The organism is Streptomyces sp. NPDC053426 (assembly GCF_055585405.1).
In genome coordinates this window covers 1-18752 of the sequence record NZ_JBVJKE010000044.1, presented here as the reverse complement: position 1 = coordinate 18752, position 18752 = coordinate 1, and the positions used below count along the sequence as shown (strand labels likewise).

Below are 18752 nucleotides of genomic sequence, written 5' to 3'. Positions count from 1 at the left end.
CCTGAACAACCGGGCCGAGAACAGCCACCAGCCCACCCGGCAGCGCGAACGCGCCATGAAAGGCTTCCGCAGCGTCGACGGAACCCAGCGGTTCCCGGCCGCGTTCAGCGGCACCTCACCCCACTTCCGGCCCCGCCGCCACCTGATGACCGCCCCCGGCTACCGAGTCGAGACGACCATCCGCTTCGCCATCCGGGACCAGACCACCCGCGCCGCCGGCCAGCCCGCCAAGGCCTGAGCACCGGCCCGGAACCCGGCCCCTCCCCACGCCCCGACGCGCCGCCAGAAACCCACGCACCCAATAATGTGACAGCGCCGATCGGGCCCGTCAGCTCGCCAGGAGCACGTGGCAGCGGAGCAGGTCGAGGCGGGACTTGATCCGCTTCGACGGACGTCTGAAAGCCCATCTGCAACACGTGTTCACGGCCGTCGCTGTGAACATCGAGCGTCTTGGTGGCCGGCCAGCGGCCGAGGAAGTTCCCTCTCCCTGGCCGCCAACCGTTTTCAAATCTTCCTGCACCAACGCGGGATCCCCGTCGGAAGTCCCGGCGAACCCTCGGACGCTAACCTCGATCGCCCTAAGGCCCTCGACAGAGTCGTGCTATGTAACGGGCGAGAAAGCTACCGATCGATCCTCTCGTACCGAAAACCGCTCATCCCAGGTTCAACCTAGGGAGCTTTTGAGGGTTCCCGTACGTGAGGACGCGGTGGAGTCCTACCCGCAACTTGTTGAGGTTGACCTCTGAAGCAATCCCCAACGGGATGAGGTTGGAAGGCAGACCCAACACTTCAGCGGCCTCATCATTAAATCTCAGAGTCAGGAGATCAGGCAACAGGGATACCCCTTCGAGGCCGCCGTAGTGAACGCCTCCACTCTCGTTTACAACACAGTAGCTATCCGTTCCATTCCTTACGTTCTGCTCATCCGGTTGGTCATTCAGGAAACGCTGGAGGTCAAAGTAATACCCGTTCGCCACCGCATCGTCTCCGTCACCGATGAAGACGGAGAAAGTGACACCAGGGACTTCCTCTCCGACCACCAGCGTCGCAACCTCCCAATAAGGGGACAAGTCAGTCATCCACCCCAACTCCATTCCTTATCGCCATGCTTGTACACGAAGGTTACCCCCAGCTCTTTTGCCGCTTTCTCCATCCGACCCTGGCAGGGGGTGCAAGGAGGGTTTAGCCCGTGGATAGTAACCGTGTCGCCCTGCTTGACAGGTGCCAGATTTGAGTAGGGATCACCGTTAATATCCATACTAGTGGTCCCGGACATCCGGATGACTCGTGCTTCGGTGTGACTCGAAGACTGGCTCTCCTTAGAAGTCATACTGCCGCTTCTGACTGTGTAGGTGAGGACCATTTGCCCGTCGCGAGTCACCTCAGCCCTCGCCCAGTGGGTCCTCGTGGTGGTTCTGCCGGTGAGGGAACCTGCGCGGCCACTCGCGCCCCGATCGCCGTAAGTCGGCTTACCCGATTTAGTGCTGGGCTTCACACCGAAGACGGCTGCCAGTGCACCGGGCACCAGATAGGCGTCACCAGCAGTGTCGACCCCTTGTTCGGCTGCCCACGCGTCGTAAGACTCGCCGTAGTCGCAATCAGGGTTGTCTACACCACCACCCGAACGGCAATCACTGTCCCAGAGTGCCCCCAAGTAGTCGACCGCATACGCAGCGTTGCGCGCGAGACCGGCAACTGCATCCGTGACTGGATCCGGGCCCTCGTTGAAGGATCCTATGCAGCGACCGTAAGCGCAGGAAAGCGACTCTCCAGTGCTCGGGTTGTACATCGACGTGCCACTGACTACTACTGCTTCCCAGCCTGAAGCTCCAGAGCCTCCGGAACCTGAAACATGAACCTCAGAAGCGTTTCCCTTGGGGTATCCGGTGCCGTTTGGGGCGTCGTCGTAATCGCCGAGCTCCCCACCATAGGGGCGCTTGCTACCTGAATTTCCCGGAGTTCCAGGATTGCCTCCTCCTACACCGGCCAGTCCTGTCGGGTCGGAGATTGTGACGGGCGAGTTGCTGGCGTAGCTGTATCCGTTGAGGGACTGCGGCTGGGTCAGGTCCAGGATGGGGTCGACGCTGATGAACTGGCCGATTCCGGGATCGTATTCACGGGCACCGATGTGAGTGAGGCCGGTGTTCGCGTCGCGGGTTTTCCCGAGGAAACCCTTGTCGTCGGGCCAGGGACCATAGGTGGGCTTGCCCCGGTCGGCACCGAAGGGGGTGGTGTAGCGCTTGGTGAAGGTCTGGTCGCTCCGGTCGATGGCAAGATGAGCTGTGCCATGGTGGTCGCTGATGAGGAAGGTGACCTTGTCACTGCCGGACTGGTTGGTCCGCATAGCTGCGGTGATGCCTTCGGCGGCGTAGGAGCGTTGGGCCCAGGTGGTGCCGTCGACGCGCAGGTGGAGTTCTGTGGCGCCGGCATAAAGAATGCGTTCGCCGTTTTCGGTGGTGCGAATGAGCAGGGTGCCGTCGGTGGAGTACAGGTAGTCGGTGGACTGTTCGTTCTCGGTGAGGCGGGTGAGTTTGCCTTCTTCTGACCAGGTCAGGTCCTGCGGGGCCGCCTGTCCAGGGCGTTGGGTGGTGTTTCCGGTGGTGTCGTAGGTATAGGTGCGCTCTGGGTTGGCACAGTCGCCCTTGGTGGTGGTGCCGGAGAGCGTGTGGGGCTGGTCGGTGCTGGTGTAGCAGTAGGTGGTCTTGGTGGTGGCGTTGGCGGTGTGCTGGGTTTCGGTGGTGCGCTGGCCAGCGGTGTTGTAGGTGTAGCTGGTCCAGTAGGGGGCCGGGCCCGACAGGGTGCTGGCGTTGGGTGCGTCGGTGCACTTGTCGGAGGCAGGGGTCCAGGCTTCGGTCAGGCGGCGGTGGCCGTCGTAGGCGAAGCACTGGGTGTCAGCAGCGCCGCTAGTGCCACCTGAGGTGGTGAGGTCGCTGATGGAGGTGACGTTGCCAGCCTGGTCGTAGGTGTAGTTAAGGTTTTGCAGTTGGTCTGAGTGGGTTTCGTCCTGGACGTAGCTGCGGGTCAGGCGGCCGGTGCCCGCTTCGAAGTCGTTGTGAATGTAGGTGTGTTTGTCGGTGCCGAGCGTGAGTTGGGACGGCTGGGCCAGGGCGGAGTAGTCGATGTCGGTCAGGTAGACACCGATCGCGGTCAGGTTGCCCAGACCGTTGTATTTGTAGTCGGTGTTCTCGTCTTCAAGGCCGCCGAGCGCCGGGTCCTTGGTCCGCTTTACCGTGCCGTCGGTGTTGTAATGCGTCTCGAACGGCAGGATGGCGGGCTCGCCTGCCTTGACGAATGGGTCGCTGTCCGGCAGCCGGAGCTCGCTGTGGGTGGCGCGGCTCATGCTGTCGTAGTCGGTGACGGCCTGGGTGTAGGCGGAACCGGTCGTGCCGCCGATGTAGCGGGTGGAGGTGGCGGGCAGGCCCTTGAGGACGGTGTCGTAGGTGTGGCCGGTCAATTGGTTCGCGTCGGTCTTTGAGCCTGCCCAGGTGGCGGTGGGGCGGCCGAGTTCGTCGTAGGCGCTGAGGATGGACTTGCCGCGTGAGTTGGTGGTCTTGATGATCAGGTCGAGGGCGTTGTACTCGGTGGTCGCCTTGCCCTTGTCCGGGTCGTCGGCGCTGGTCTGGCGGCCAAACAGGTCATAGCCGTAGGACCATGTGGCGCCGTCTGGACCAGTGATCGTCTTTTGTCGGCCGTCCAGGCCAAAGGTGAACTTCGTGGAGGTGTACTTCTCACCGGGGCCGGTGCCGAAGTCGGCGTCAGCCGGGCTCACCCCAGCGTAGTTACGGGTTTCGACGGTGCGGCCACGAACGTCGGTGATGGCGCGCTGCGCCTCGCCACCTTGGACGGCAGCGGTGGCAATGGAGTCACCGGTATAGCTGCTGGTGGTTGCCCATTTTTTGACACCGTTGACGTAGAAAGTGCTGGTGACTGGTCGGGCGGCTCCGTCGAAAACGGTTTCCGTCTGCACCGGGGCATGGCCGTATTCGGCTCGGGTGTAGGTGCCGTTAGGGGCGCTAGAGCCGTCGAAGATGTCCGCGAACGTCTCGTATGCCAGGCCACGCGTGTCGTAGCGGGTGTCGGTCAGCAGGCGCCCGCCGTCCGGGGTAGGTGACTGACTCTGCAGCGGCCGGAGCAGGGAGTCGTAGAGGGTGTAGCTGGTGTTGTAGGTGTCCGAGTTGGTCAGGATGGAGGTGGACACCCAGGACGGCGTGGTGTTGTCGAGGTGGTAGGCGAACTTGGTGTTCGGGCTCTGGCTGTTGGATCGGTTGGGCAGCCATACGCCGGTGAGGCGGCCGAGCGCGTCGTATTTTTGTTCGGTCCTCTTGATGTTGATGTCGAGGTTGCGCAGTACCTGGCCGCGGCGGGGGTCGAGGTATGTGGCCGAGCGGTAGCCCTTGGGATCAGTCGACAGTGTTCTGGTGAGAGGGCCGGCGTCTGCGGGGGTGTAGGCGGTGGATGTGGTGTGGCCCGCAGTATTGGTAACGGCTAGCGGACGGCCCAGGGCGTCGTAAGTGGTGGTGGCGATCGTCTGCCAGCCGGAGGGCAGGCGCTGGCCGTCAGTACCGGCGGTGCTGGGGTAGCCGGTGGCCCGTCCGGTCCAGGTGGCTTCGCCCTTGGTGGGCTTCTGCGTGGCCAGCCAGGTGGTGGCATCGGCTTTGTCGTAGACCGTTGCGGTGTCGGCAAGGACGTCGCCAGAGGTGCTGCTGGTGGCGGGCAGGCTCAGGCTAACGTCGGTGACTGAGCACTCGCTGGCGACCGTGCGGACGCGAGAGACCAGGCTCGTGATGCCGAGATCGAGGTTGCGGGCATACCAGGTGCGGGTGCAGGTTTCGTCGCCGCCCAGGCCCTTCTGGCCGTAGTCGTCAACGGCGTTCACCATGCCGAGGTCGTCGTAGCGCTTGGTGGCGACGTGGGTGCGCCAACTGCTGGAGGCGGTGAGGTAGGTGCTCCCGTACGTCGTGGAGTTGCGGACCCACAAGGCGGTGTGGTCGGCGGCGTCCGGGACGGTCTGGCTGGCGGTGTTCTTGTAGATGTAGTTGTGGAGGGTGCTGCTGATGGGCTGGCTGCCGTTATAGGTGATCTGCTGGCGCAGCTTGCCTTTGTAGCGGTCGCTGTCGGTTACGGAGGGGAAGTCGACGTCCGTGTCGAGCAGTGGGGGGATGGTTACGGACTTGGTGGTGCCGTCCTTGTTCTTGTCGCCGTGCATGCCCTGCATGAAGAGCGAGACTTTCTTGGAGCGGGTCTCGCCGACTGCGCCGGTGTGAGCGGTGACCTGGCGGTAGCCCCTCCAGTCGGACCAGGTCCGCTCGTCCTTGGGTGTGAAGGGGTCGTCGTTGTGGTGCCAGGCCGCGCCACTGTAGTCGTAGGCGTACTCCACGGCCGGATTGTCAGCAGCAGTGTCGTACAGGCCCACGGCCACGGCCCGGTACTTGTGGAACCAGTCGATGGAGGCGTTCTCGGCGCCGTTGATGTTCCAGTACTGCGGGTAGCAGGAGCGGGTGTTGGAATCCGGTGCCGCGTCCTGAACCTCGCTGCGGATGCACTCCGGAGACGACAGGGTGACCTGGGTGATCGCGCCGGTCTCGGAGGTGATGGTGGAGATACGTGGCCGGGTCAACGGCAGGATGTCGTCGGTGGCATCCACGCGGTTGGGCCGCATCTGGTAAGTGAAAGAGATTGGATCAACAGTGAGGGGCGTGTCGCCGGCCTTGCCGGTGCGCTTGAGCGACTTCAGTGTCAGGACCTGGTCGGAGCTGTCGCCGATGTCCCCGCCGTCCAGGTATTGCCCGGTCAGGGCCCAAGAGTCCACCGGGTCGTAGGCGGTGGTGGTGGCGTTGTAGGAGAAGGTGTCGATGCCGGTCAGCCGCTTGCGGGTGAAGAAGGACGGGCCGGCTGCGTTGCACTCGTCGTCGTCCTTCGAGCAGATCGCGTCGAAGGGTACGTCGGGCCAGTTCTCGGCAGTGTCCTCGGTGAGGCTGGAGCAGTCGGAGGCGGTACAGCGTTCGGCGTGGGAGAAGGTGACCTTGGCGTCTGCCTTGTCGGTGAACAGGGCGTTCTTGCGCAGTCCGTACTCGATGCGGTTCAGGTAACCGCCGCGGGTGTAGGAGGCGCTGGCCTTGGTGGCCTTGTTCTTCTTGTAGTAGTTCGATTCCTTGGTGTACCAGTACGTGGCCGCGTTGCCGTGGGTGTCCTCGATGTAGTCGAGGTTCCACCGCCAGGCTTGTGTCAGCGCGCGGTCGGCGAACGCGTCACCGCTGGAGTAGCCAGGTTCGCCGGAGTCGTCGCCGAAGACCGGAACGGTCCAAGTGGAGTTGGTGCGCTGGTCGCCCGCGCCATCGAGCTTGTTCAGGCCGAAGACGTACTTGGTGCCGTCGCCGGTGACGATCGTCCAGTACTCACCGTCGTTGTCGCCGTTGTCCGCGCCCGTGGACCGCGTCACCTTTGAGGCGTCGTCGTGTTCCAGACGCCACTGGCCGCTGTCGTCGTCCTTGATCAGCCTGGTCGACGTGCCGTTGAGGACCATGACGGCGTTGTCGTACTTCCAGCACTGGTCGAAGACGTCGTCGTGGCCGTCGTCGTCGCATCTGCCGTAGCCGCGGGTGATGTAGGACTCGGTGAGGGTGAAGCCCTCGCCCACGATGGTGGTCTGGTTGTTCGTGGTTGCCGTGCGGCCGTCGACGCTGCCCGAGTCGTAGGACAGGGACAGCGACGGTACCGGGCCCGCTGCTGCGGGCGGCATGGTGAAGTCGTGGGACCAGGTGAAGGAGCCAGAGCTGTTGCCCGCCTGCCAGGACGACGACGCCGACAGTTTCGTCGCCGAATAGTCACCTGAGCCCTTGGGTGACTGGCCCGAGCCTGCGGAGGCGGCCGTGACGGCCAAGACGGTTGCGCTAGGGGTGTCGCTGGTCGTCTCCCCTATGAGCTGCGTGGACGCGCCTTCCTGAGGGGACTGACCGAGGTGTGCCTTCGCCGTGACGGTCTCGTTCTTGAGGTCGTTCTCCGAGGGCAGCGGTGTCTGCTTACGGCACTCTTGCTTGTCCGGGGTCGTCAGCGCGCACGCCGGCAGTTGCACCAGGCGCAGCCGCTGAGACCAGCCGCCGCCGATGGCCGAGGCGAAGCTGGAGTAGTCGACGCTGACGCTTGCCGCGCCTGGTGTGTTCGCCGTGGCTGTCAGGAGGATGCCGGTGACGCCTGCCTTACGGGCTGTCTTCTGGTCCAGGACGGTGACTTGCGCTTCGCCGGCCGCCGCGGCAGAGGCCGCTGAGGTGTGCGGTTTGGAGGGGGGTGCGGGTTTGAGTGCGACGGGGACTCCGCCCGGTTCCGCGGTGCGGTCCGTACCGTGCTTGAGGGCGAGCGATGCGGTGCCGCGCTTGGGCCAGTTGGCTCTCTGTTCCTCGGTGGCCTGCTTGGCCTGGGCGGCGTTGGCTTTGCGTTCCTTGGCGACCTTGGCCCGTGCCTTCTTCGCACCGGGCCCGTCGAAGGCTTTCACCTTGGTCACCGGCGACTTGGGTGCCTCGGGGCGTCCCAGACCACCGGGTTCTGCCGCCTGGGCGACCTGAGCCAGCCCGGTGGGCACGATCAGAGCCATGGCCAACGACTGTCCCAGCAGACGGCTCGTGCGGCGCCGGACTTCCTTACCCAATCGTCTTGAGGTGCCTATGCCAAAGGCCATCGTTCTCGTTCCCGCCCAGTCTCTCGGTGATGAAGTTCCGCACGTCGTTCGCAGACTCGCCAATGCGTCTGCCGTCGTTCCGGCGCGGTGAGGACAGGCACGGTGCCGGCTGTCCTCACCGCCGGCTGCTTCAGTCGCCCACGGTTTCGCTCACCTGCTCAGAGGTGGCCATCGCACCGGCCCACATCCGTACCTCGACCATGCTGGCGGGCAGATAGTGCTGCCACGCTCCGTCGGTGAATCCCTTGCCGACGGCGAAGTCGCCCGAGCCGGCCTTCGCCGTGAACGCCTTGGGATCGCCGTTGCGGATGCTGCTCAGGTAGAGGCTGACCGTGCCCTCTGAGGAGTTGTAGACACCGGTGAGGCGGACCGTACCGTCCAGCGCGGCGCTCTCCTCGGAGGCCACCGCGCTGAAGGTGCCGTCGGCATTGAGTCGGCCGAAGCGCCAGAAGCCCTCCGGAACGGTTTTCTCCTCGAAGGTCTCCTCGTCGTACACGATCGTGCTGCCGGTGCGCTCGTACCAGATGCCCCAGGCCGAGCCGTCCGCCGTGCGCTGGCCCACCACCTGTCCGGTGTAGCCGACCGGCTTGGAGGCGATCTTGTCCGTGTCCAGGGCCGCCAAAGTGGTGACCGTAAACGAGCCGGTGTCGTCGACCAGCGGGCCGGACACTGTGGCCGCGTCGTCCGTGCCGTCGAGCACGATCGCCTCGCCCTCCAGCGCCGCCCCGCCGGTCAGGGCCAGTGAGCGGCCGTAGCCGGAGGTGGTGTCCTGGATGGTGCTGCCGCTGCCGCGGTCGGCCGACCAGTCCGCGACCAACTCCACCGCCGCATGGTTCGGCGAGTTCATCAACTGCGTCTCATCCGCGATCAGATCGCTGGTCAGAGCCTGCTGCCAGATGGTGACCTCGTCGATGGAACCGGCGAAGTAGTCGGTGTAGGTGTCCGACCACAGGGTGCGGCCGATCTGCAGTGGTCCGGTCGCCGCCCACGCCGTCGTATACGGCGTACTGCCCTGCAACTTGCCGTTGACGTACAGACGTATTTCCCGGGCCCCGGCGTCGTAGACACCGGCCAGGTGAGTCCAGGCACCCACGGTCGGCGGGGCGGTCGCCGCCACCTTCTGGTACGACCAGGACCCACCCACCGGGGCGTCCTGATCCACTGCTCGCAGCGTCCAGGCGTTGGCCGCGCGTTCGTAACCGAGATAGAAGGCGCTGCGATGGGCGCCGTTCTGGCTGAGGACGGTGAGATTGCGTGTCGGTGCCTGGGCCAGGCGCACCCAGGCGGACACCGTGTAGGACGCTCTGGTTTCCAGGACCTGGCCCACCGTGCTGGCGTATCCCGTGCTGCCGTCCAGGGCCAGGCCCTTGTCTGTGACGGGTGTCTCCAGCGGGGTGTCCTCGGTGTCGTGGGTGAGGACGCCGCGCCGGCCGCGGTCGTCGCGTACCGCTGCTCCGGCCAGGGTCGCGTTATCGGAGCCGTCGTCGGTTGCGGAGTCGGTGGCCGCTCCGGACGCCTCGTTGAAGTGCCACTGCCCGACCGGTCCGTCGCCGGCATCGACCAGGAAGTCGGTCACGGACTGCTCGCCCCAGCCAAGGCTGTCCCTGGCCCTCACGTACAAGCGGTACAGGCCTCCGCGGGTGGGCGTGATGTCGGCCGTAGCCGTCGCGCCCTTCAGTTCAGGCGACCACGCGGCCTCCGAGGACAGCTTGTACTGGTAGGCCGCATTGCTGTCGCCGGCCGCCGGGGCAAAGGTGAACGTTGCCTTCACTCCGGGACCACCGCCCGCCTGGCAGCCGTTGACGGTACAGGTCTGGTAGGGGGATCCCACGGTGACGGTCGGTGCCTTCGGAGGCGCGGAGTCCACCTTGAAATAGCACCAGCCGGTCGTGGATGCGTTGGACGGGCCGGCCAGATAGTCCTTGACGTTGTTGTAATAGGAGCGCACCCAGGCCCGGTACCGGTACAAGGTGTTGTCCGTCAGTGTCGACCAGTTCAAGACCAGATCGGTGTTGTCAGTCGCGTAGCTGGTCGACGGACGTAGATCACCGTTGCCGGCCGTTACGTCTTGCCAGGTGCTGCCGTTCTTCTTGTCGACGTCGAAGTAGACCCTCAGCTGGGCGTCCTTCTCGCCGCCCGGCTTGGTCTGGGCGGTGGCCGCGAGTGCGGGTGTCGGGTCCGACACCACCGCCGGGTCACTCTCGCTCTTCTCGCATACCACTCCCGAACCCGCGACCAGGCCGACGTCGCTCGGCTTGTCCGGCAGTCCGACGAAGTCCACGTCGAGCACCGCGTCGTTCTTGAACCGTTTCCAGGCCGAGGTGTCCGACTCGTCGTGGGCCTTGAGCATCAGCGTCAGCCGGGGAAACTTGCCCGCCGCGAAGTTTTTGACCGTGGAGGTGAGGTTCTCGTTCGTCTCTTCCGGGTTGTCGTTGAACTCGATCGGCGCGTCAGGGGAGTCGGGGTCGCACAGCGACCCGCGGCCGGCCGACACGTGACGGTCGACCATGGTGTCCCACCCGCCCTGCGGACGCGTGGCCCAGGTCGTGGCGGAGGAGATGTTGTCCGGGGTGCGGACCAGGTCCACCCACCGCGGGTCACACTGGAACGCCCACGGCTCGGTAATGCGGAAGGTGGCGTCGAGCACCTGCTTGCCCTTCAGGCTGGAGGCAGAGAACTCGAAGTAGAGCCGCTGCACATACCCGGGACCGCAGTAGTAATTGCTCCACGTGCCGCACTCCCCTACCCCCTTGCCGAGGCCGTCGTCGCCGTTGCCCCAGCCGTAGGACTCGTAGCCGTCGCTGCGCAGCAGGGTGCGCTCCGACTCACCCCAGGTCACCTCCGGGTCGATGAACACCGGGAATGCCGACTCATCGGTGGAGGCGAGCATGTCCGCGTCCGGGATCACCGACAGCGAGTCCTTGCCGACCTCGACATCGATACGCTTCACCGTGTCGCCCTGTCCCGGTTCCAGGCCGGAACCGGACGGCGCCGTCTCAGCCGGGTCCGACGGCTCACGCGTCTGGACACCGTCCTCGCCAGCGGCGGCTGTGACGGTCACCAGTTGCGGCTGTGCCCCACTGGGCCCGTCCTGACCTGCCGAATCCCACATCTGAGCCGGCGGTGCCCTGAACACGGTGGCGCCGTTACCGTCGACCGCGCTCAGATTACCGGCCGCGCCTTCCTCGACCGTGAGGTTCTCGGCCTTGAAGCCGAAGGTGAGCTTCTTCAACTCCTCGCTTGCCGCTGCTTCAGGCGTCTTGACCACCAGAATGTGCTGAAAGCTTTCCGGTGTGGCCGTCACCTTGAGATCCACGTCCGGCAGGACCTCGGGATACACAGCGCTGGATCCGTCCAGCCGCGGGGAAGGCAACGTGCCCGGCCAGTTCAGCGCCAGCGACCGGCCCTCGTCCTCGATCCGTGCCAGCGGATCGTCGTTGCCACCGCCGGAGAACGCCATCTGCACCGCGGCGCCCTTCGGACCGACCGTGCCATCCGGCCTTGTCTCCAGCGTCGCATCCGGCTTCTGCCAGCCCCCGGAGCCGGTCACACGGACGGGAACGGACGACTCCTCAAGGGTGAAGGTGTAACCGTCCGGGTTGGCGAAGACCGTGGTGCGCTCCGTGCGCTCCCCCATCACTTCCACCCGCTGCCCGGACTCCTGTGCCTCCTGCAGCGCCTTTTGCCCTTCCGACAACGGCGCCGCGTCCGGCGTTGTGTCGTCCGCGAAGGCCACCGGGCCCGGCACCAAGACAGCGACCACCGCAGCGCAGACCGCCGCAGTCACCCCCGCCGTCACACCTCGGCCACGCCCGCCCTCCGGCCGGGCGGCACGACCGCCCCGCCCGGACACGACAGATCTCCCGCCCCGCAACCGGGTCCACACAGCCGCCACACCCCACCCACAACGATCACACAAATGCCTTCAGTAACTAACGCCATGACAGAGAGTCAGGTCAACGGCCAGAAAACGGACATCACCGCGCCAAGCCCCAGAACGCCCTGTGATGATCACGACGTTTACCGACGGCCGTACGAGGCAAGATCACTTTCTCGTATCACTACTAATGCGATAAGTCCAACTACTTGCTGCGATGAACACCGCTCCTGAGCAGGACGTTGCAGCCTGTACGGAACTCACTCCGCAGACCAGATGGATCGTGATGCGATACCTGCGTCACGCCGTCGAGCAGGGCAAGCCCAAGGAGCCGGGCCCGGGCTGTCACGGGCTGATCGCCGACCACGGTGAGCGTCGGACTCTGTGTGCCGTCGTTACCCATCGGCCGTCACTTCGGATCGCCGACAGCCGTACCGCCGCCCCAGCGGAAGGGCACACAGAACCCTTGGCCGTGGATATTCTTCGGCGATGTCGAATCAGTCTGTGGCGGCGGGAGTCGGTCTCGCTGGTGTGATGGCGCACTGCGGCGGAAGCCTGGCCGGCGCCGTGGAGCTGCTGGTGGGGGCGATAGCCTCGGCACCGGCAGCTCCGGAGCCCTATGCGGCGCTCGCTGAGTTGTGGCGGGACCGGCGCCCGGAACTGCGGGAGAGCCTCGAAGAGGACGGCTCCTTGAGCGCTGTGCTGTCACAGGCGTACTTTCTGTTCCTCGAAGGGGACATGGACGACGCGGTGATGGCCCTCGGTTCGGTCACGGGCACGCGGCCCGAGGTGGCATGGGGTGCCGCTCCCTGGTTCGGTGATGCGCGTTTTCTCGGTGCGGTGAGTGCCGAGGCGCTGGCCGAGGCGTGTCTGCGGACGCTGGACTACGGCCACGACCTGGACACCGACGAGATGCGTGAGCGGTTCGCGCCCTGGTTCCACGCCCTCGAGGTGGTGTCCGCGCGCAGTCCCGTCCCGGAGTCGCTGGCCGCCATGGCCCGGCTGCCCCGGGCCTGCGGATGCTACGAGCTGGCTTTCGCGCTGTGCGACCGCGCCGATGCCGTCGAACAGGTCATGTGGACCGCGGTCGCACGAGCGACCACCTGGCGCGTGATGGGCGACCTGGACCAGGCTGCGGCAGCCTTCGAAGACGCCTTGCGCTTGGACCCCGCCAACTGGTCCCTCCACCTGGACCTGGCGGACGTACGCGCCGAACAGGGCGACTTCGCCGCAGCCGCACGCCTCGCCGCGCAGGGCCTGGAACACGAACCTCACGAAGTCCTGCTGCGCGCGGCGGCCGCCGCCTACCGCACCCGCCTCTCCGGCTCGTCCAACGACCTGAAGACCCTGATCGCCCTGGCACCGGAACTCACGAACACCACCTACCGGAACCTGCTGATCGACTACGCATGCGCAGGCCCGAGACTGCCCCGCAGACTTGTGGCCAAGGCCCACCGCGTCCGCAACAACTGAAAGCACCCCGCCCTGGAGACCAGGCACGAGGTACACAAGACTGGAAGCGGCGGGCGGCGTCCCACTCGTGGACCGGGTGGGACGCCGCCGTGCAGTGGTGGTGGCTGCTGGGTCAGCCGTGGTAGGTGATGTAGCCGTTGCTGTCGCGGTCGTTGGCCGTCTTGGTGTAGGAGTGCACGTCCGCGCGGGCGCCGGAGGGCTTGTAGAAGTAGATGGTGTCCTTGTCGTTGTTCCAGATGAAGTTGCAGTTCTGCCGGTAGACGACGTTGCCCGCATCCGAGTCGGTGCCGCGGCCGCCGCGCAGCTTGATGTAGTCGCCGGGCTGCAGGATGTGGCTCTTGGTGAAGGTGAACGTGTTGCCGGCGGCGTCCTTGACCTTGTAGCCCTTCAGGTTCACGTTCGCCGTCTTCGAGTAGTTCTTGATCGTCAGGTACTCGTCCTTGGTGTTCCCGCCGGAGCACTTGTTGGAGTCCCGGCCCGGGGCGTCGTACTGGACACCCTTGATCTTCAACGCCGAGGAGTACTCAGCAGCCTGGGCCGGCGCGGCGGTGAGGCTGAGCACGCCGACGGCGGCCACGGCCGCGGCGACGGGCAGGATACGGCTGATATGCATGCGGGTTCCCCCCTGATGGTGCCTATGGAGCATCCGGGAGCATACCGAAACCGTGACCACCACATGGTCAAACAGTGAAGCAAATGTGAAGGCGGGGCAGTGTGGGCTGGTCGTTGAGGGGAGCGGGGCCTGATGCAGAACCAGGTGCGGCTGAGCTGAGGGTCTGCCCGGCGGACGGACTTCCAATCGCGGGACCACCGGGTATGCGCTGCACTCCCCCAGGGAGATTGCCACGGCCCGCCGGACGCTCAACCACACCCCGGCCGAGTTGAAGCGGGCCGTTGATACCTATGCCGTCGTAGAGGCGGCCTACCTGTATGCGCTGGCCTGGCGGCAAGCCGCAGGAGCCCTGCCCAACTGCCCTGGATAGCCGACGGGCTATGGGGCCGGCTCGTAGGTCACGGTCTGGTCGGGGCAGCTGGCCGCCACATCATTCAGGGCTGTCACTTCGGTTTCGTCGGCCGCGAGGCTCCAGCGGAGCTTGGTGGCGACCCACTCGGCGACGTACCGGCAGTGCACCCCGGCCGCCGGCGGCAGCCACTCGGCAGGATCCTGGTCAGCCTTGGACCGGTTCGAGCGCGCGGTCACGGCCACCAGACTCGTGGATACGCCCTGGTCGTTGGCGTACGCCTCACGGCGTTGCGCCGTCCACGCCGACGCCCCACTGTCCCAGCTCTCCGCAAGCGGCACCATGTGGTCGATGTCCAGACCGGAGGCCGACGTCACCCACACCTGGTCGTAGTACGACCACCAGCGCCCGCCCGTCAGCTGGCAGCCAGGTCCGACCACAGGGGGTTCGACGGCCTCATCAAGCAGGACCTCGGCTCGGGTGTTGCAGCCGTCGGACGGATTGTCCCCGGTGTTCCAGTGGCGGAAGGCGTCCCGGCTGTAGCCGTCGCGGGACTCGGTGTCCACCGGCAGACGGGTGACGGCCTCGGCCAGTGGCAGCGTCTCCGCGGCGTGGGCGGGCGCGGAGATCGTGAGGGGCAGGACGGCGAGGGCGGCGGCGGCCAGGCCACGCAGCACAGATTTGAGCATGAGCCGTTGATAACGGTCCCCGAGGGGGCGCTGTCAGGCGTTCCTCGAGTGCGCCGCCCGTATGGGTGCATTGGTCATACAGCAACAGGCACGGCCCAGCCCTCCTGCAGCACGTCACACTCAAGCGCCTCGGTTGGCCAGCGGCCCGGAGAGGAGCGGGCTGATCAGGCCTCGTCCAGCCACATGTTCGGCAGTAGTCGGCCCCACTCCCCGTACCGGCGCTTACATCACCAGGTCTGTCCTCTGTACGTAGCCGTTGCCGATCCTGTACGGAACCTCGGGCTGGAAGCTGAGCCGTGGCCGATCCCAGTGCGGTGCAGTTCGGCGGCTGTTGAGGTAATTGTCAGGCTGTCTGTTCGTCGGTGCAGCCGTGGGGAAGCGGCGGCTGCGGCCGTGGGTTGTCACGGACGGGCTGTGGTCGCTGATCGAGCCGTTGCTGCCGGGCCGGGCCCGAGGCTCGTGTCCGGTCGGGCCGTGGCGGAGCCAGCGTTTCGGCGATTTCCTGCCGTTGCCGCGCCGACATGCGCCGTTACGTGGGAACCGGCCCCTTCCCCGCGTACCGGGGAAGGGGCCGGTTCCCGGCAGGTGTCAGCCCGAGCGTGGTACGGCAATCCTGGCCGCGAGGGTGAAGCCCGAGGCGGCCAGTGTCACGGTCGTTCCCAGAGCCTCAAGGTGACCGGGCATCAGCAGTAGCACGGCGATGGCTCCCAGGAGAACGGCGACGGCGATGACCACGGCAGCCACGGCATTGGCCACGGGCAGCCGGGGCACGGTGACGGGGTGCTGCTGGCGTTCCGGATCAGGTCCGGGGCCTCGTTCTTTGGGCAGGCGGGTTTTCATGTTGGCGGTGTCCTCTCGTATCAGCCCAGGTGGATCAGCGGAACGAAACGGAACCGGTGCGGTAGCAGCCGCACCTGGGTGTTCCGTGTTCCGAGAGATGCCCTTCTGGCGGCACGTCAGAACGCAGGCGCAGCACAGGAGATGTAAATGCGGCAGATGCGGCAGGCGCACCTGCCGCATCTGCCGTGCGTTGCCTACGCCTGCAGCCCTGCCGGGTTCAGGCCCGGCAGGGCTGACACAGGTTTGAGGGGCCTGCTGCTACAGGCCCCTTGTGCGGCCCGCTGCTACAGGCCGTCTGCCTCTGTTCCACCTGGGCTGACAGGAGAACCGAGAGAACCAACTCTGACCAACTTAACCAAGTTGGCAACCAACTTATATAGTCATTGTGCCCATACCACCGGGATCCATAAACATGCCCCGCGCCGCGGACCCAGGGAGCGGGCCCGTCGAGGACGACGCCGCATCCCGGCCCCGGCCACCGGACTCGTCAATGCGCCGAGAGTCGCCAGCGGTGAAAACCTGTCCGCCACCCCAGCATGTCCCTCTCGACCTGCACAAAGGGCGGGCGCCGGCGACGAACCGCCGCACCGATGACACAAAGCGGAGCGCCATGACGCCTCTTCTGTCACCCGCCGGCGCGTGCAGACATCCGGCTGCCACACGTCCTTCACCCACTATCCCACGCCCCTATCACCAGCCGGCGCAGCCCGCACCTCCCCAACCCGGCGCGTCCTCCGACCACGTACCGCCAACATCGGGAACATGGCAGCCATCTGGCATCACCGTGCGGCGGATCAACGCACCGGCCGTTCCCGTCCCGTTGGCGCAGCAACTACCCGTACGGCTCCGCGCAGGCCGTACGGTCCGCACCAGCCCTCAAGACATCGGCGTGCGGGCGCTCCAGAAGGGAGCCGTGCCGTTCCACAAAGCCGTTGGACCGCGGAGCGCGCCCCGGTGCGAACAGCCGCCATGTCACGCAGGCACCGCTCACTCGCCGACTTACTGACCGTTTCAGAATGAGCTGAACGTGGGATGCGACATCACTCCTGCTCGTAAGAGCAGTCACAGGACTTCATCCCATACGTCGCCGCCGTCAGCCCAGGTCGACAGCCATTTCCGTAGCGAGGCGGTCGCATGGCGAAGGCCGTCGTGAGGGCCCTCCCCGAAGGTGTAGCCGTCGGCGTCGTAGAGAAGCACTGGGTTGTCGACTGCGCTCAATGAGACATGCCATTCCATCGTGCAGCCGCCGTAGGTGAGGAATAGCCACGATGATGGCATGCCCTCTGACAGGTTGCGTTCGTGGACGCTGGCCGCGCACGGCCAGTCGCGCACGTGCCCTGGAGCCCGGTTACCGTCGGTCAGGGAGGCAAGCCCGCCATCGGGTCCGAATCCTCCGTTGGCGACCTCCGTGTAGAGGCGCCGAAGCAGTCCAGGAAGACGGCGTCCGATTCTCCGCTCTGCCGTCTCGACCTCTGACATGGAGATCGGAGGGAACAACGGCCCGCGAGGGGCGTCGGCGTAGTAGTCGGTCACTTCCTCGGTCTCGGCCTTGAGCTCAACCGTCCCATCACTGCCATACGAAACTATGTCGTCACGTATCCGCTCCAACCGGGGCTTGCCATAACGCTTGACGATCCACGCGACAGGGACGTCCGCGCGGTCGAATCGCAGACCCGGATCCCATGCGCGAGCCTGCAGAGCTTTGATCAACGCGTCGTCGTCCGCCTCTTGCCTGGTCTCCGGGCCGGGCTCATGGCGGAGTGGCGCAGGTACGCCGTGGGGAGAAGAGGTCACGCGTCAGGAGCCTACTGCTGCGCTTCGACTGCCCTCAGAAGCCGTCGGAGGCAGATGATTCCGCAGGCGAGTTCGAGCATGCAGTCTCATATGCCTTCGCCGCCTTCGAACATCCTTCTGAGAGATCAGCAAGGCGCGACATGTCGAAGGCGGTGGCAGGGCGGCAAAGTCGGTTCCTGCCCTTGGCAGGCTGAACTCAGGGGAGGTCGGAGGTGATGTTCACCGAACCGTCCTCGTCCGGTGCCTCCGTGAGAGTGAGAGTTCCATCCTCTTCCTCGAAGACTCTCGCCAAGACCCCGCCGTTGTCCTCGTCGGCAAACACAACGGAGAAGTGGGGGTCCATCTCCATGAGGAAGTCCCACCCCTCGCGCTGGGTCGTGTCGAGAGCATTGGCATGCCGACCGGTTGCCCGCCACGTGCCGACCGCGTCGACAGTGACGGTGATGTCGATGTCGTACTTCTCAAGGCATGTCGCGTGATTGGCCCACCATTCGAGGCGGGCTTGTCCCACGAATCGGTCCATGAGCACACTATGCACGGTGCCCAGGCCGGACGGGCGGTCCGTGAGACGGAGCCGCAAGGGGCAGGCTGGACAGGTCCTCGCCTCAACCGGCTGCACCGCGTATGCCCTCGCTGCCTCCAGATCTCTTTTGAAACGATCAGTTATCCACAGGCGCGCACGGGAGTTGCCGACGAGGCGTACGGCGCTGCCTGGTTGATCACGAGTACGGGGGTTGTGCCATATGTCCTGCAGGGTGGACTTGGCGTTCCGGGTCGAAGAGGCACTCGAGGAGCTGCCGGAGGACGGTCGCCGGGAGGTGATGGAGACAATCGCCGCCGCCGTCGTGCGGCGGGAGGCATGGCCGGCTCCGGGTGGCTGGGACGGGACACTGATGTTCGGACCGCGGTCATGGGTGGCGTTCACCGCCTACCTCGACGGCATCGAGGTCTACGACGTCGGATGGACGGGATGAGGTGCCCCTTTCCGTACGCGGGCATGCTTGTACGAAGGACCGCGGTGCGGTGTGTTCCCGGGGCTCACGCCTTGCCGGGGCGGAAGTTCCAGTCCGGGAAGACAAGAGTCCCGTGTGTACCGTGACGGAAGCTGTAGCGCGGTCAAAGGGCCAGTTCGTACGTCATGCTCTGCAGCAGGCAGGTACCTGCCAGGCCGTGTAGGACGGCACTTCGCTCGATCGTCCCTGCAGGCAATAGGTGAGGCTCTGGGACACTGTCCCCTCCACAATCATGCTCCTTTCGACCGTCGCGCTCGACAAATGTTCCCGGGCAGGAGTCTCGTTTTGTGAGGACGGTCCTGACAGGTCGGGATGGGCGTGGGTCCAAGACAGGCCTCCTAGTAGTGCTTCGTTACGTTGGGTGATCTCTGCTGGTGGTGGGCATCCTCTCCGGTATGAGGTTGGGGGAGGTGGAACGGCTCCGGGGTGAGT

General features: G+C 65.6%; 10 protein-coding genes and 1 pseudogene. 3 read left to right on the top strand and 8 right to left on the bottom strand.

The genetic code is table 11. The features are described from left to right. Nucleotides 1-238, top strand: a pseudogene (locus tag ACZ62B_RS38875) (IS6 family transposase); the annotation flags it as partial. 415 nt (nt 239-653) lie between these two features. Here the strand turns inward: ACZ62B_RS38875 and ACZ62B_RS38870 are convergent. The 3 genes from ACZ62B_RS38870 to ACZ62B_RS38860 all read right to left on the bottom strand — a co-directional run bounded on the left by ACZ62B_RS38870 (nt 654) and on the right by ACZ62B_RS38860 (nt 11459). Further along, nucleotides 654-1079, bottom strand: a complete 426-nt coding sequence (locus ACZ62B_RS38870) for an Imm10 family immunity protein (protein ID WP_469693987.1) — start codon at nt 1077-1079, stop codon at nt 654-656. Next, nucleotides 1076-7588, bottom strand: coding sequence for an RHS repeat-associated core domain-containing protein (locus ACZ62B_RS38865; RefSeq protein ID WP_469693985.1), 6513 nt, complete (start codon nt 7586-7588; stop codon nt 1076-1078). The genes ACZ62B_RS38870 and ACZ62B_RS38865 overlap by 4 nt, the downstream gene beginning before the upstream one ends. Before the next feature lie 214 nt (nt 7589-7802). Continuing rightward, a complete protein-coding gene (locus ACZ62B_RS38860) occupies nt 7803-11459 on the bottom strand; it encodes a LamG-like jellyroll fold domain-containing protein (RefSeq protein ID WP_469693984.1) in 3657 nt (1218 codons plus the stop codon). Between the two features lie 579 nt (nt 11460-12038). Here ACZ62B_RS38860 and ACZ62B_RS38855 point away from each other — a divergent pair. Beyond that, entirely contained in the window at nt 12039-13022 is a 984-nt protein-coding gene (locus ACZ62B_RS38855; protein WP_469693982.1) for a tetratricopeptide repeat protein, read from the top strand. A 112-nt stretch (nt 13023-13134) separates the two neighbouring features. Here the strand turns inward: ACZ62B_RS38855 and ACZ62B_RS38850 are convergent, their stop codons facing one another. The 5 genes from ACZ62B_RS38850 to ACZ62B_RS38830 all read right to left on the bottom strand — a co-directional run bounded on the left by ACZ62B_RS38850 (nt 13135) and on the right by ACZ62B_RS38830 (nt 17830). After that, entirely contained in the window at nt 13135-13635 is a 501-nt protein-coding gene (locus tag ACZ62B_RS38850; RefSeq protein ID WP_469693980.1) for a lamin tail domain-containing protein, read from the bottom strand. A gap of 378 nt (nt 13636-14013) precedes the next feature. Further along, on the bottom strand, nt 14014-14673 hold the full coding sequence (locus tag ACZ62B_RS38845) for an HNH endonuclease family protein (protein ID WP_469693978.1): 660 nt from the start codon (nt 14671-14673) through the stop codon (nt 14014-14016). Nucleotides 14674-15261: 588 nt separating this feature from the next. Continuing rightward, nucleotides 15262-15513 carry a hypothetical protein gene (locus ACZ62B_RS38840; RefSeq protein WP_469693977.1) on the bottom strand — a complete coding sequence of 84 codons (252 nt, stop codon included), beginning with the start codon at nt 15511-15513 and terminating at the stop codon, nt 15262-15264. A 1062-nt stretch (nt 15514-16575) separates the two neighbouring features. Further along, complete coding sequence (locus ACZ62B_RS38835; RefSeq protein ID WP_469693976.1) at nt 16576-17307, bottom strand: hypothetical protein; 732 nt, start codon at nt 17305-17307, stop codon at nt 16576-16578. A gap of 196 nt (nt 17308-17503) precedes the next feature. Then, nucleotides 17504-17830 carry a hypothetical protein gene (locus ACZ62B_RS38830; protein WP_469693974.1) on the bottom strand — a complete coding sequence of 109 codons (327 nt, stop codon included), beginning with the start codon at nt 17828-17830 and terminating at the stop codon, nt 17504-17506. A 232-nt stretch (nt 17831-18062) separates the two neighbouring features. Here ACZ62B_RS38830 and ACZ62B_RS38825 point away from each other — a divergent pair, with 232 nt between their 5' ends. Next, entirely contained in the window at nt 18063-18281 is a 219-nt protein-coding gene (locus ACZ62B_RS38825) for a hypothetical protein (RefSeq protein ID WP_469693972.1), read from the top strand. The last annotated feature ends 471 nt before the right edge of the window (nt 18282-18752 follow it).